General features: G+C 38.9%; 11 protein-coding genes and 1 other annotated feature. Of the genes, 9 read left to right on the top strand and 2 right to left on the bottom strand.

Annotated elements, in window-relative coordinates; translation table 11 throughout:
- Window positions 1–46: 46 nt before the first annotated feature.
- From ACFVSW_RS02115 to ilvA, 6 genes are all read left to right on the top strand, one after another.
- Window positions 47–2,398, top strand: a complete 2,352-nt coding sequence (locus tag ACFVSW_RS02115; protein WP_387311607.1) for a helix-turn-helix domain-containing protein — start codon at window positions 47–49, stop codon at window positions 2,396–2,398.
- 331 nt (window positions 2,399–2,729) lie between these two features.
- Entirely contained in the window at window positions 2,730–4,157 is a 1,428-nt protein-coding gene (locus tag ACFVSW_RS02110) for an MFS transporter (RefSeq protein ID WP_387311605.1), read from the top strand.
- Between the two features lie 71 nt (window positions 4,158–4,228).
- Entirely contained in the window at window positions 4,229–5,416 is a 1,188-nt protein-coding gene (locus tag ACFVSW_RS02105) for an amidohydrolase (protein ID WP_387311603.1), read from the top strand.
- 233 nt (window positions 5,417–5,649) lie between these two features.
- On the top strand, window positions 5,650–6,114 hold the full coding sequence (locus ACFVSW_RS02100; protein WP_387311601.1) for a GNAT family N-acetyltransferase: 465 nt from the start codon (window positions 5,650–5,652) through the stop codon (window positions 6,112–6,114).
- Window positions 6,115–6,294: 180 nt separating this feature from the next.
- Complete coding sequence (gene map, locus ACFVSW_RS02095; protein ID WP_387311599.1) at window positions 6,295–7,035, top strand: type I methionyl aminopeptidase; 741 nt, start codon at window positions 6,295–6,297, stop codon at window positions 7,033–7,035.
- A gap of 166 nt (window positions 7,036–7,201) precedes the next feature.
- Window positions 7,202–7,450, top strand: a binding site (T-box leader).
- Between the two features lie 59 nt (window positions 7,451–7,509).
- Window positions 7,510–8,775: a threonine ammonia-lyase IlvA gene (ilvA, locus tag ACFVSW_RS02090; protein ID WP_387311597.1), complete on the top strand. Its 1,266-nt coding sequence runs from the start codon at window positions 7,510–7,512 to the stop codon at window positions 8,773–8,775.
- A gap of 265 nt (window positions 8,776–9,040) precedes the next feature.
- Here the strand turns inward: ilvA and ACFVSW_RS02085 are convergent, their stop codons facing one another.
- Both ACFVSW_RS02085 and ACFVSW_RS02080 read right to left on the bottom strand, forming a co-directional pair.
- On the bottom strand, window positions 9,041–9,718 hold the full coding sequence (locus ACFVSW_RS02085; RefSeq protein WP_387311595.1) for a DUF2642 domain-containing protein: 678 nt from the start codon (window positions 9,716–9,718) through the stop codon (window positions 9,041–9,043).
- A gap of 30 nt (window positions 9,719–9,748) precedes the next feature.
- Complete coding sequence (locus ACFVSW_RS02080; RefSeq protein ID WP_387311593.1) at window positions 9,749–11,110, bottom strand: arsenic transporter; 1,362 nt, start codon at window positions 11,108–11,110, stop codon at window positions 9,749–9,751.
- A gap of 518 nt (window positions 11,111–11,628) precedes the next feature.
- Here ACFVSW_RS02080 and ACFVSW_RS02075 point away from each other — a divergent pair.
- From ACFVSW_RS02075 to ACFVSW_RS02065, 3 genes are all read left to right on the top strand, one after another.
- The gene (locus ACFVSW_RS02075; protein WP_387311591.1) at window positions 11,629–12,348 is read left to right on the top strand and encodes a YebC/PmpR family DNA-binding transcriptional regulator; all 720 of its coding nucleotides are present in this window, start codon (window positions 11,629–11,631) and stop codon (window positions 12,346–12,348) included.
- Between the two features lie 104 nt (window positions 12,349–12,452).
- A complete protein-coding gene (locus tag ACFVSW_RS02070; protein WP_387311589.1) occupies window positions 12,453–12,704 on the top strand; it encodes a hypothetical protein in 252 nt (83 codons plus the stop codon).
- Window positions 12,705–12,811: 107 nt separating this feature from the next.
- Entirely contained in the window at window positions 12,812–13,198 is a 387-nt protein-coding gene (locus ACFVSW_RS02065; protein WP_387311587.1) for a DnaJ family domain-containing protein, read from the top strand.
- Window positions 13,199–13,269 lie beyond the last annotated feature (71 nt).

The following is a 13,269-nucleotide window of genomic DNA, read 5'->3' as shown; positions in this document are numbered from 1 at the left end:
CTGTTTCCATGACCTTATGGATGTGGAATGAGGACTGAGGACTGAGGTGAATGGGTTGGAGGAACAAGGATTAGATTTTTTTCTTGAGCTTAAAAGGATTGAATATGCAGCGCCAAAGGTAAATAGAGGTGTTCAAATTGTATTTGTTATTAATGGCGTACTAACAGTAGAAACGAATAGCCGCTTTTATTCATTAGCTGAAAATGATTTACTTCTTCTTAATCGAAATCAGCTTTATCAATTGCATGGCTCGAATGATAATTGTGTGTTGCTGTTGACGATTACGGACCCCTTTATCGATCGCTATTATCCAGACTATCACAGGCGTCGGTTTCAATGCTTTTCACGAGAAGTCGAAATGGGCCGTGAGTTAAAGATTGACAAAATCAGACGATTGCTTGCGGAAATGATGATTACCTATTTAAGAAGGGATGAAAGCTATAAGCTTGAAATTCAAGGAACCATCTGTCAAATACTGTTGATCCTAATTCGTAATTTTAGTGGGGAAGGTACCGCTTTCGAAAAAATCGATACAGATGATCAGCGGTTAACGCAAATCATTGACTATATGGAAAGAAACTATGAACAACAAATTACCCTGGAAGAAATGGCACAAAAGAGCTTTCTTTCAACAGGCTATTTATCGCGCTATTTTAAACAAAAGATGGGAATGGGTTTCAGCCGATTTTTAATGAATATTAGGTTAAAACATGGGGTAAAGGACTTGCTTTATACAACGGATTCGATTTCGCAAATTACGATGAAAAACGGATTTCCAAATACAAAATCGTTTACAAACCTGTTTAAAGAAGTATATAGTGTAACGCCGCATGAATATCGAGAAACTCATTCCCCCGAACAACAAGTGGATTCCATTCACAGCTATCATTTGCACGATTCAGAAACACTGATGAAGTCTCCAGAGGTTTTGACTAAATTAGGGATGATCTTAACTGCTAGTGACAAAATGTATGTTAATACAGAAACACGTTATGAAGAATTGGCGATTGAACTTTTGCATGAGAAAAGGGTGGTTGTCAACCTTCCTGAAAACATCCTCATCATTGGGGAATTAAAGGAATTATTAAAAGAAGATGTGCGCTCGCAAGTGTTGATGGTGAAAGAAGAATTGGGATTACGCTTTATTGGAATCCGCCATTTGGTTAGCGGGGCGACCATTCTTCCTACTGTAGAAACTGATGAACGGTTTGCCACGACCTCACCTTACTTTAACACGGATGGTGCGTTAAATTTTATGAAAAAAAATGATCTCTCCTTGTTTGTACGGGTAGATTATAAAGAAATTTCCATTGACGAAGAACAGTACTTCAGTAAACTAACGAAGTTTTTAAAGCATTGTTTGCAGGTTTATGGAGAAATTTACTTAAATACATGGCATTTCATGTTTAATGAGCCCTATTATACAGCTGTGAAGGCTAAGGACTTACATCGGGTCTATCTAAAACTATATCATCTCCTTAAACAGCATGTGCCGGGAATTCAGGTCGGTGTATTTCTGCCATTTTCTTTTCATGACGAAAAAATTCCGAAAGAGCATGAATGGCAGTTAGAAGAAAGGGACCGGATTGATTTTTTTGGCTATCATGCAAACCAAAATGAAGTGATTGATTTTAACGAAATGGGCGATGACCGCTTTTCATTAGCAAAGGATTACATAATGGAAAAAACAAACAAGATAAAAGGATTTTTAAAGCAGCATCAGATCAATAAACCGTTTTTTCTTGTATCGTGGAATACACTTTCCGGAAATACCCGGTACACAAACGGCACGTTTTTCCGGGGTGCCTTAGTTTTAAAAGATGCTTTAGATTTAGCCAATGAAATCGATTCACTCGCCTTTTGGATTAATACTGAATTACATGAAGAGGATAAAATGAACCTACGAATTCGTCTTGAAGGGTTAGAATTATTTCATTATTTCAATGGAAAGCGACCTGCCTTTTATTCGATGTTATTTGCGAACAAGCTTCAAGGAGAAGTCGTTGCAAAGGGACCGGATTATTACATGACACAAACGGACCGAGGTTACCAGCTAGTCCTCATGAATTGCAATTACGTTAATCCCTATTTTTCAATTGAGGAAGCGTTTCTTCAAAAACTAAATAAAGATATTCGTGTGAAAATTTCCGGCATGCAGCAAGGCGAGTATCAGGTTCGTAAGTACATTTTTGACAAGGACAATGGGGCGTTATATACGAATTGGTGGAAATTGGGTAGTAAACATGGAATGGATGCCGAGATTATTGATTATATTACCCGTTCCAGTCTTCCATCATTAGAAATATTTGATGAGTCAATTGATGAAGAATGGGTGTTTTATTCCTATATGACCACAAACGCCATCCATTTTTTCGATATTCGTAAAGTAATTGAATAATCAGGTTAGCCATTGATATGAATCAATGGCTTTTTTTTGAATAAATCAAACCGAATGTCAAAAATCGACGGCTATTTTTCACTGTTAAGGAAGGGCGTTTAAAAAAATGACCAAGAATACAACAAAACAAAACAATAAAAGACTCAGTTTCATTGGCTGTTTTTTCTATAATAGGGACATAAACAAGATATGAGTTAACCGTTATGAACTACAAGAAGATAAATCATGCCTTGTGAATCAAGGTAATTTTTATATCAAATACTATGCTGTAGGAATGATAATTTTTCGAAATAGATAACGGTTAGCAAAAAGATAAATAGGGGGTTCAACCATGGAAACAGGTTACAAAGGTACAAATAAAATGATCACAGGAATTGTGTTTGGTGTTCTTACATTCTGGCTATTTGCACAAGCATTGCTAAATGTGGTTCCTTCTGTTCAAAAAGATTTGGGCGTTTCACTTGGAACAGTGAACATTGCCATTAGTTTAACATCCTTGTTCTCAGGATTGTTTATCGTTGCTTTTGGTGGACTTGCAGATATAGTTGGTCGTAAAAAAATGGCTAATATTGGTTTTGTTTTAAGTATCATTGGTTCACTTTGTCTAGTTTTCGCTAACGGAGCCGTATTACTTATTATTGGGCGTATCTTAACAGGATTTTCGGGTGCAGCTATTATGCCATCAACCATCGCCTTAATGAAAGCTTATTTTGAGGGAGCAGATCGCCAACGTGCTCTAAGTTTCTGGTCTATCGGTTCTTGGGGAGGAACAGGGATTGCCTCATTTTTAGGCGGTGCCATTGCCTCATCTTTGGGATGGAGATGGATTTTCATCATTTCTATCATCGTTGCCATTCTTGGTATGCTTCTATTGAAAGCTACACCAGAAAGTAAACAAGAATCTTCAGGTGGTTTTAAATTCGATTACACTGGTTTAGTCATTTTTATCATCACCATGTGTGCTCTGAATGTATTTATTAATTTCGGACCGACTCTTGGATGGACAAGCCTGACTTCCATTGCTCTTATCATTATCACAATCATAGGTTTGATTGTTTTCATTAAAGTTGAAAGTGGTAAAAAGATTGCACTGATTGACTTTGATGTATTTAAAAATAAGGCATATACTGGTGCGACGATTTCCAATTTCTTGTTAAATGCAACTGCTGGTGCGATAGTTGTAGCTAATACGTATGTACAAGTAGGTCGTGGAATGAGTTCATTCCAAGCAGGTTTGTTATCACTAGGTTATCTAGTAGCTGTGCTTGTGATGATTCGTGTCGGAGAGAAAATATTACAAAAAGTAGGCGCAAAATCACCAATGATTTGGGGTTCCATCATTACGACAATTGGTTGTGCATTGATGGGCTTAACTTTCTTACCAGGTGTTGGTTATATAATTTCTGAATTCATTGGATTTACACTATTTGGTCTCGGACTTGGATTCTATGCGACTCCATCAACGGATACATCTGTATCGAATGCTCCTGCTGGCAAAGTAGGGCAAGCAGCTGGAGTTTATAAAATGGCAAGCTCACTTGGTGGTGCATTCGGCGTTGCAATTTCCGCAGCTACTTATGGTGCAATCGCAGCAAGTGGAAATCTTGAATCAGCCGGTGCAATTGGTATGGCCGTAAATGTTATATTTGGCATAATTGCAATACTATCTGTTATCTTTTTGGTGCCAGGAGATGCTGGAAAAACTTCAACTGCACCTAAAAAAACAAAGGCTATCAGCCAACGTCCTATTACAGAATAATTAGCAATTGGAAATGTTTAACGCGCCACTTTTAGTGGCGTGTTCGTAAATAATAAAAAGGTGGTTAGATTGTGAAGAGTAAATTAATGGAAATGTTAGAAGCACGTAAAGATGAAATGATTGAAATTCGCCGACATCTACACGAAAATCCTGAGCTTTCTTTTAAAGAAGAAAAAACAGCTCAATATATTATTGATTTTTATAAAGGTAAGGACGTAGAAGTTCAAACGAATGTTGGTAATGGACACGGAGTTATCGTAACCATTAAAGGCGGAAAGCCTGGGAAAAATATTGGTTTGCGCGCTGATTTTGATGCACTCCCAATCATCGAAGAAACAGATTTACCATTTAAATCAAAAAATGAAGGCGTTTTTCATGGGTGTGGGCATGATGGACATACAGCCTATTTGTTAATCTTAGCGGATTGCCTCATTCAATTAAAGGATGAAATTCCCGGCACCATCAAAATTATTCACCAACATGCAGAAGAAGTTCCGCCAGGCGGGGCAAAAAGTATTGTCGAATCTGGCATTCTTGACGACTTAGACAATATATTTGGTATCCATTTGCTGCCAATGGACAAAGCTGGAGTGGTTGGTTATCATGCTGGATTTTCCTTTAACGGCAGGGCATATATGAAATTAAAAATTCAAGGTAGAGGTGGCCATGGTTCTTCACCACATTTAGCGAATGATGCCATTGTGGCTGGTGCTCATTTTGTTACAGCCGTTCAAACGATTATTAGCCGTCGCTTAAGTCCTTTTGATATTGGTGTAATTACGATTGGTTCTTTTGATGGGAAAGGAACATTTAATGTCATTAAAGACAGCGTAGAGCTTGAAGGCGATATTCGTTATATGACGGTTGAAACAAAAGCAACCATTGAAAAAGAAATGAAACGTATCGTAAAAGGGCTGGAAGAAGAATTTGGTGTAACATGTGATCTAACTTACGAAAATGATTATCCACCACTTTATAACAACCCAGAATTAACAGAGAAAGTTGCTCAATTCTTAAAGAGTGCAAATGATAAAGATATTACAAAAGTAGAAGAGTGGCCAGCAATGCCGCCATCCGAAGACTTTGCTTATTATGCTGAAAAATTCCCTTCATGCTTCTTCTATATCGGTTGTACACCTAAGGGCGTGGAAAAACCATATTTTAATCATAATCCTAAATTTGATATCGATGAAGATTCACTTCTCGTAGCAGCAAAAGCAGTAGGATATGTGGTTTGTGGTTATTATGAGTTAGATTAGCAAAAAGCGTTTCTGCAAAATATCTGGTGTCAGGCACCAACCCATTACCATTGTTCATCTTATTTCCCGGCCAAAGCAGTGGTAATGATTGAGTGCTTGAATTGAATGGAAAATAATAATATTATGTAAACTTATAATAAGGCCATGGTTACTAATGGCCTTTTTGCTGTGATTTCATTTCATGAACAGTGATCATTTCATATAATAATTGAAATGTAATTAGAGGTGAGAAAATGGCTTTAAAAATTGAAAAGACAAAAATGACCGAGGCAGCAGCGCTGTTATCGATTCAGAAAGAGGCGTTCCAAGCCGACTTGAAAAAGTATCGGGACTATGATTCGAGTCCAGCTGCGGAAACATTGGATTTTTTTAAGTATAAAATCAATAACTCCTTCCATTATACGATTTTCTTTGACGGGAAAATAGCAGGCGGCATCTGCGTTGTGAAAGTGTCAGATACCCATTACCGTTTGTTTCGGATATTCCTTCATCCCAGCTGTCAAGATAGAGGGCTAGGCGGTAAGCTTGTTTCAAGCATCGAAAAAAAGTTTCCTAAAGTGAAAACGTGGAGCCTTGACACACCAAAGGATAATCGTCGAAATCGCTATTTTTACGAAAAACTGGGCTATCAAAAACAGGGGGAATATAAAGTAAATGACCGATTAACACTAATTGAATATCAAAAAACAGTAAAATGAACAACGAAAGCTTAAGTTCTGGCTATTTTTAAAAATAAAAGTACAATATAATAATGGATGATAAAAAAACTCGCCGATTGGCAAGCCGTTAGACGGTTCATGAGGCGTTGTTTGCCCTTATGCTTGATAGGAAAGTTATACTTTCCTATCGGCTAAAAAATATATGAGTGGAGAAAAATAATGATTGCAAAAACAGAAGCAGATTTTAATGGTTTAAAGGAAATAGGTAAAATTGTTGCCTCCATTAGAGATGAATTGGTACAAAGAGCAGTACCTGGCGTCACGACGAAGGAACTTGATGACTTGGCAGGAGAGCTATTTGAACAGGCTGGAGCTATTTCCGCTCCAAAAGGGGAATACGATTTTCCCGGTTACACATGTATAAGTGTAAATGAGGAGGTAGCCCATGGTATTCCAGGTCCTCGGGTTATCGCGGAAGGGGACCTTGTTAATATTGATGTTTCCGGATCAAAGAACGGCTATTTCGCTGATACCGGCATCTCGATTGTTGTCGGAAAAGGGGATGAAATATTAACTAAAATTTGTGAGGTTGCGAAGCTTGCCTTTGAAGCGGGGCTTAAGAAATGCAAGCCGGGAGCGAAGAAAAGCGGCATTGGCAAGGTCGTGCACAAAACAGCGCAGCAGCATGGATTAACCGTCATCAAAAATCTCACCGGACATGGGATTGGCCGCTCCATCCACGAATCACCTGATTATGTCTATAATTATTATGAGCCGTGGGACGATGAATTGCTCAAGGAAGGGATGGTTATTGCATTTGAACCGTTTATTTCTACCCTGGAAGAGGAAGTAATTCAACTTGATGACGAATGGACCTATGCAACAGAAAAAAGCTTTGTCGCTCAGTATGAGCATACAATGATCTTGACTAAAGATGGTCCGATTATTGTGACACTTTAATATTAGTGAAGTTTTCAATTTAGAATTGGCTGTTTTCATATGAAGACAGCTTTTTTTCATTTACAGCTGTTTAATGTAAGCGCTTTATAATTGACAAAATAGTTAAAATAGTCAAAAAACATTGACGGACTTCTTTTCCCGTGTTACCCTTATTTTTATAATTAAACATGAATCGAAGACGAGAAGAGTAGGATAGGTACTTGTACTAAAGAGAGTCGACATTTGGTGGGAGTCGATGGCAGGACTATTTGAAGATCATCTCCGAGATGCGTAGCTGAAGAGACTAAGTAAGCTAGGCCGGCCAAGTCCGCCGTTACAATGGAACACGTACAAATCAAGCGTACGTCAATCGAGAGCCGCAGTCATTTAGGTGCTGCGGAAGTAGGGTGGTATCGCGAGTAAACTCGTCCCTATACACTGGGGCGGGTTTTTTGTTGTTTAAAAAATGCTATTCGTAATAGGAGGAAAAAGAAAATGAATCAAAAAGTTGAGAAAAAAGTGTTTAATGTGGAGGATATTATCATTGCCAGTCATACAATTAAGGACGAGATTTCACCCACTCCCTTGCAATATAATCACTTACTATCCGAACGCTACGACTGCAATGTGTATTTGAAGCGCGAGGATCTGCAAAGCGTCCGTTCGTTCAAAATTCGCGGTGCCTATAATCGAATTAAAAAACTAAGCCCTGGAGAATTAGAAAACGGAATTATCTGCGCAAGCGCGGGTAATCATGCTCAAGGAGTCGCATATTCCTGCCACCTGTTACAAATTAATGGAAAAATCTTTATGCCAACCACCACTCCAAAGCAAAAGGTGAACCAAGTTAAATTTTGGGGTAAGGGCAGTGTTGAGATTGTCTTAGCAGGCGATACCTTTGATGATGCTTCTGAACAAGCAATGGCTTGCAGTCAAGAGGAAAAGCGGACATTTATCCACCCATTTGATGACTATGATGTGATTGCCGGCCAAGGAACAGTTGCCGTAGAGATACTTAATGATTGTCCTGTAAAAATGGATTATTTATTTGGAGCAATCGGCGGCGGCGGTCTTATGGCTGGAGTTGGAACGTATTTAAAGCACTTTTCACCGCAAACGCGATTAATTGGGGTCGAGCCTGAAGGTGCGCCTGGGATGAAAGAGTCGTTTTTAAAGGGGGAAGTAACCACACTTAAAACCATTGACCCATTTGTTGACGGCGCTGCAGTAAAAACGGTCGGAACAAAGACCTTCAGCATTTGTAAGGAAATCGTAGATGATATTATCGTCATACCAGAGGGCAAAGTATGTACCACGCTTTTATCACTTTACAATGAAAATGCCATTGTTGTCGAACCGACCGGAGCCTTATCCATTGCTGCTTTGGATACATACGCGGAGGAAATTAAGGGTAAAACGGTGGTCTGTATTGTTAGCGGCGGTAACAATGATATCGGCCGAATGCAGGAGATCAAGGAGCGTTCGAAGCTTTATGAGGGCCTGCAGCATTATTTTATCGTCCAGTTCCCGCAACGTCCAGGAGCCTTACGTGAATTTTTGTTTGATGTTCTTGGACCGAATGATGATATCAGTCATTTTGAATACACGAAAAAGAACAATCGCGAAACGGGACCTGCACTGGTTGGAATCGAACTAAAGGATAAGCACGACTATTTCCCTCTTATTGAACGGATTAAAACGAAGGGATTTTTATATCGCGAAGTGAATAAAGACAGCACCTTGTTTCAGATGCTGGTGTAAGGGGAATCAATTTTAACTGAATCACCATGTAAAAGAAACCGCCGAAATCAAAATACCTTTTTATGTCTTGAACATTTTAAGACTATGTTTCATATTTTATCATAGTGAAGGAAATTAAAAAAAAGACCGTAGGGCAGTGCCACGGCCAATGAACATTTTCCAAGTAAAGGATCATCCATCTTTGTACGCCAATACAGGATGGATTATTTTTTTTGTTTCGATTTTTTAAAATCATTATGATTACCCTCCAATTTTCCTATTTGTGTTACGGTAAATGGATGGTTTTGACGTGCTCTAGATTTCGAAACACTTTTTCCCTTTCGGCTGTAATGAGAGTCAATTTCTTATTACGCACCTTCTCAAGGAAGCCTATTTTTTCGCTGCTGTCACCGCCATCGATCACCACCAGCTGATTTTCTAATTTTTTGCATTGTTCTTCAAAGCTCCTGGCTAATGGAATGTTCGTGGGATTAACCGGGAGTGACTCATTGCTAAGTGAGTATGGTGTGGCATTTTCCGGATACGGAATCAGCCATTTTACATGGTTCATCGATATAAACAGAGTTTTATAGATTGGAGAGTAAAAGACAAAGTGATCGTTCATAATACTTGTTAAATAGCCATGAACCGATTTATTCCCGGTTACATACACTTCGACAAACCTGCCTCTGGCGTTGTTTAAAATTCCGCGAAAGGACACCACGGGTGAATTTGTTTCAAGTGGCTTTAATGAGGGAGGATCATAATAGATTGTATTTTCCTCTTGTTTTGCCTCTTTCATTTGCTGAATATGAACAACAGGAATGTAGAGGAAGGATCCTGTTCTACCCACGAACAAAACAATGATGTCTAACCCACTATCAACTAATATTCCTGAGTAAAAATTCTTTCCGGAAATCTCAATTTCGATATTTTTTCCCAATAATTCTTTAAAATCATTCATGTTATTTCTCCTTTTTCTAGAAGCTTTTGATTACTGAAGTGCTCCGCCAAAGATCCATGTAACCCAATGAGATAGAACAATCAATGTAAACAAAACAGCTGGAGGGATGACGACTGCGGTTATTTTTACATACTCAAACCAAGTGATTCTGACTTTACCTTTCCTGACAATGTGCATCCACATCAATGTTGCCAGCGTTCCCATTGGTAGAAGCAACGACCCCATGTCACTGCCAATAACGTTGGCAAGATAGGAAACTTTCAAGGTGAGCGTGTCTAGGCCCATATGTGTTAATGTGAGAGTTCCGACCATGAGTGCAGGGTGATTATTAAAGATATTGGAAAGAACGGATAGGAGAACGCCCATCATGATACTCGCATGATGCAGACTGCCGGAAACCATCGGTCGCATGAAAGCAATCAGCCAATCGGTCAAACCAATATTATTCAGACCGTAAATAATGACATACATGCTGAAAGCAAAGATTAGAATATACCAAGGTGTCTTTTTCAGCATATCGTATGGAGGTATTTTTAAATAAGCCCATCTCCAGCCTAAAAGGATAAGTGATCCGATGACGGCCATAACTGAGACAGGAATGGCAAAATACGATGCAACAAAGAGACTGACACGGACAGCAAAGACAAACAGCAGAACATTTCGCATAAATTTCGACCGGGCTTTATCCGATGCATAAATCGGTTCTTTCTTAAGTGGGTGGTAGGTTGGCAGTGTAAGACCGCTTACTTTTGTAGGAACGGTTTTTGGGAGGACTTTGTAAAATCTTAGAAACAAGAGTCCAACTAATAACAGAAGACCAAGGGTTGCTGGTACAAACATCATCGCTGTGTGCATATACAAGCTCATATCGACGATTTTTAGGGCAATCAGATTGACAATATTACTGACGCCAATTGGAGCACTTGAAGCGGTAGCGATTAAGCCGCCTGATAATAGGTAAGGAATTTTTTGATGGTTTTTTAAACCCATATTGTTTAGCAGCATGACAAGAATAGGTGTTGTGATTAAGATACTCCCATCATTATTGAAAAACAGTGTCATCATAAAACATAACAGATTGACGTACCAGAATAAGCGAATTCCAGACCCGTTAGCTTTGGCAGCGAGCTTCTCTGCCACCCAGTGGAAAAATCCAAAACTTTCGAGGACGATTGCCATTACAATCGTTGCAATAATGGTAATCGCTGCGCCGCTGATTGTTTCAGTGATGATCCCGAGGTCAGATAGGGAAACACTTCCGCTGATTAATACAAAAATCGCACCGATTGTGGCCGGTATCGCTTCGTTAATTCCCCGCGGCCTCCAAAGAATTAAGATAAGTGTAACGACAAATGATAATATGGTAATCCAGATCATTGGTTGAAGAAACATGGTTTTCCCCTTTCATATTTGCAAGTGATTCATGATGTTTCATGAGAAGCAACTGCCTCCTCAAGTCCTCAGTAAGGTCCGCTTCTGTCCCCCCCTTCCATCTATCCCTCTTGTCAGGTTGTACTACATTTATATGTATCACTATAAAGACGAGCTCTAGGTTTGTACCCGATTTTCACTAATTCCACGAAAATCTATGTATGCGATATTTTCCTCGATAGTGGTAACATAAAGGGGATCCGTAAAATCAATTGTTGAACAATGGGGAAACGTTATGGAAAATGGATTGTTTAATCCAGCTGCCGCAGAAAAATACGGGGATAACGATAGACGAAGTCAATTCAGACTTAACAAATGCGTAAATTAAGGTATAATATTATTGTAAAAAAGATAGTACCGTGTGATTAATAGTATTGAAGCAAAGAACGGTTGTTTGTTATTTTGAAAAAGTATTGAAATGATGACTTTTTCTATTATAATTATTTTGTGTAGTTTAAAGCGGAAAGAGAGTGTTCATAATGGGACGTAAATGGAATAATATTAAAGAAAAGAAAGCGTCAAAAGATGCCAATACGAGTCGTATCTATGCCAAGTTTGGCGTTGAAATTTATGTAGCCGCAAGACAGGGTGATCCCAATCCAGAATCAAATCAGGCATTAAAATTTGTTCTAGAACGTGCAAAAACCTACAATGTCCCGAGACATATTATTGACCGAGCGATTGAAAAAGCTAAAGGCGGTTCAGAAGAAAGCTATACTGAACTTCGTTATGAAGGTTTCGGACCTAACGGATCCATGGTGATTGTCGATGCATTAACAAACAACGTTAACCGTACAGCTTCAGACGTTCGTGCAGCCTTTGGTAAAAACGGCGGGAACATGGGAGTGAGCGGATCGGTAGCTTATATGTTTGATGCAACTGCCGTCATCGGTGTCGAAGGGAAAACTGCCGATGATGTACTTGAACTATTAATGGAAGCTGATGTGGATGTCCGCGACATTTTAGAGGAAGACGATTCGGTTATCGTTTATGCCGAGCCAGACCAGTTCCATGCCGTACAAGAGGCATTTAAGACCGCTGGCATTTCGGAATTTACCGTTGCCGAACTAACCATGCTAGCACAAAACGAAATCACACTGCCAGAGGACGGACTAGCCAAGTTTGAAAAAATGATTGATGTATTAGAAGACTTAGAAGACGTGCAGCAAGTGTACCACAACGTCGATTTAGGTGAATAATCTATAGAAGAAAGCAGACCCTTGATTAAAATAAAAGGTCTGTTTTTTTTGTTTAGAAACTAATTCAATGTAGTGAATTGCCCGAATACAGAAAAAGGAGGTTTTTGGGTAAAAGGAGAGGGGCTGCATTGCCCGAAAACAGCAAAAATTTCAATTTGGGTAAAAGGAGCGGGGCTGCATTACCCGAAAACAGCAAAAATTTCAATTTGGGTAAAAGGAGCGGGGCTGCATTACCCGAAAACAGCAAAAATTTCAATTTGGGTAAAAGGAGTGGGGCTGCATTACCCCAAAACAGCAAAAATTTCAATTTGAGTAAAAGGAGAGACGCTGCATTGCCCGAAAACAGTAAAAAATAACATTTTGGGAAGATTGGTTTTAATTTGTTATTTTTAAACAAAGGAATATGCAAAAGAAAAAGAGAATAAAGAACATAAAGTGTATTCAAGAGAGGAGTTGAAAATCAATGACTTTTAAAAAAGATAATCATGAAAATTGGATGGATCAAGTTTCGAAAGACTATAATTTGGATGAGGAAATGAAGAAACACCCGGGATTCGGAAAACCACTTCCATCTCGATTATTTTCAGGAGATATCTATTCAAATTTTGTCAATACTGCGAAAGAGGCGGGGTACCTGCCGCCATTTGTCGCCTTGCAAAAGGAAATAAGGCAAGAGATCGCTAAGGCGCTAAAATTAAAGGAAGAAAATGCAAAGGATTCTGAACTAAGCAATTTAATCGCTCAAATTAATGAGAAAATAAAAAAGTATAACTCCAGCTGTCCACCAAGCATGCAGCGGGGAAGGATTGGTTTAGATAATATTGAAAATCAATATAAAATTTGGGAATAAGATGCCCGCTATTATAAGGATAGAGCGATTAGTTAGCATTAATATCAGGCAGCTAGCAGATTGCTAGTTAA

This window comes from Neobacillus sp. NPDC058068, from assembly GCF_042885335.1.
GTDB lineage: Bacteria > Bacillota > Bacilli > Bacillales > Cytobacillaceae > Neobacillus.
The sequence above is the reverse complement of the archived record's forward strand: the minus strand, read 5'-3'. Positions and strand labels throughout refer to the sequence as shown.

Coding starts and splice junctions, on each gene's coding strand:
- ACFVSW_RS02110 (WP_387311605.1), top strand. CDS start 2,730: ATGGAAACAGGTTACAAAGGTACAAATAAAATGATCACAGGAATTGTG.
- ACFVSW_RS02100 (WP_387311601.1), top strand. CDS start 5,650: ATGGCTTTAAAAATTGAAAAGACAAAAATGACCGAGGCAGCAGCGCTG.
- map (WP_387311599.1), top strand. CDS start 6,295: ATGATTGCAAAAACAGAAGCAGATTTTAATGGTTTAAAGGAAATAGGT.
- ilvA (WP_387311597.1), top strand. CDS start 7,510: ATGAATCAAAAAGTTGAGAAAAAAGTGTTTAATGTGGAGGATATTATC.
- ACFVSW_RS02085 (WP_387311595.1), bottom strand. CDS start 9,718: ATGAATGATTTTAAAGAATTATTGGGAAAAAATATCGAAATTGAGATT.
- ACFVSW_RS02080 (WP_387311593.1), bottom strand. CDS start 11,110: ATGTTTCTTCAACCAATGATCTGGATTACCATATTATCATTTGTCGTT.
- ACFVSW_RS02075 (WP_387311591.1), top strand. CDS start 11,629: ATGGGACGTAAATGGAATAATATTAAAGAAAAGAAAGCGTCAAAAGAT.
- ACFVSW_RS02065 (WP_387311587.1), top strand. CDS start 12,812: ATGACTTTTAAAAAAGATAATCATGAAAATTGGATGGATCAAGTTTCG.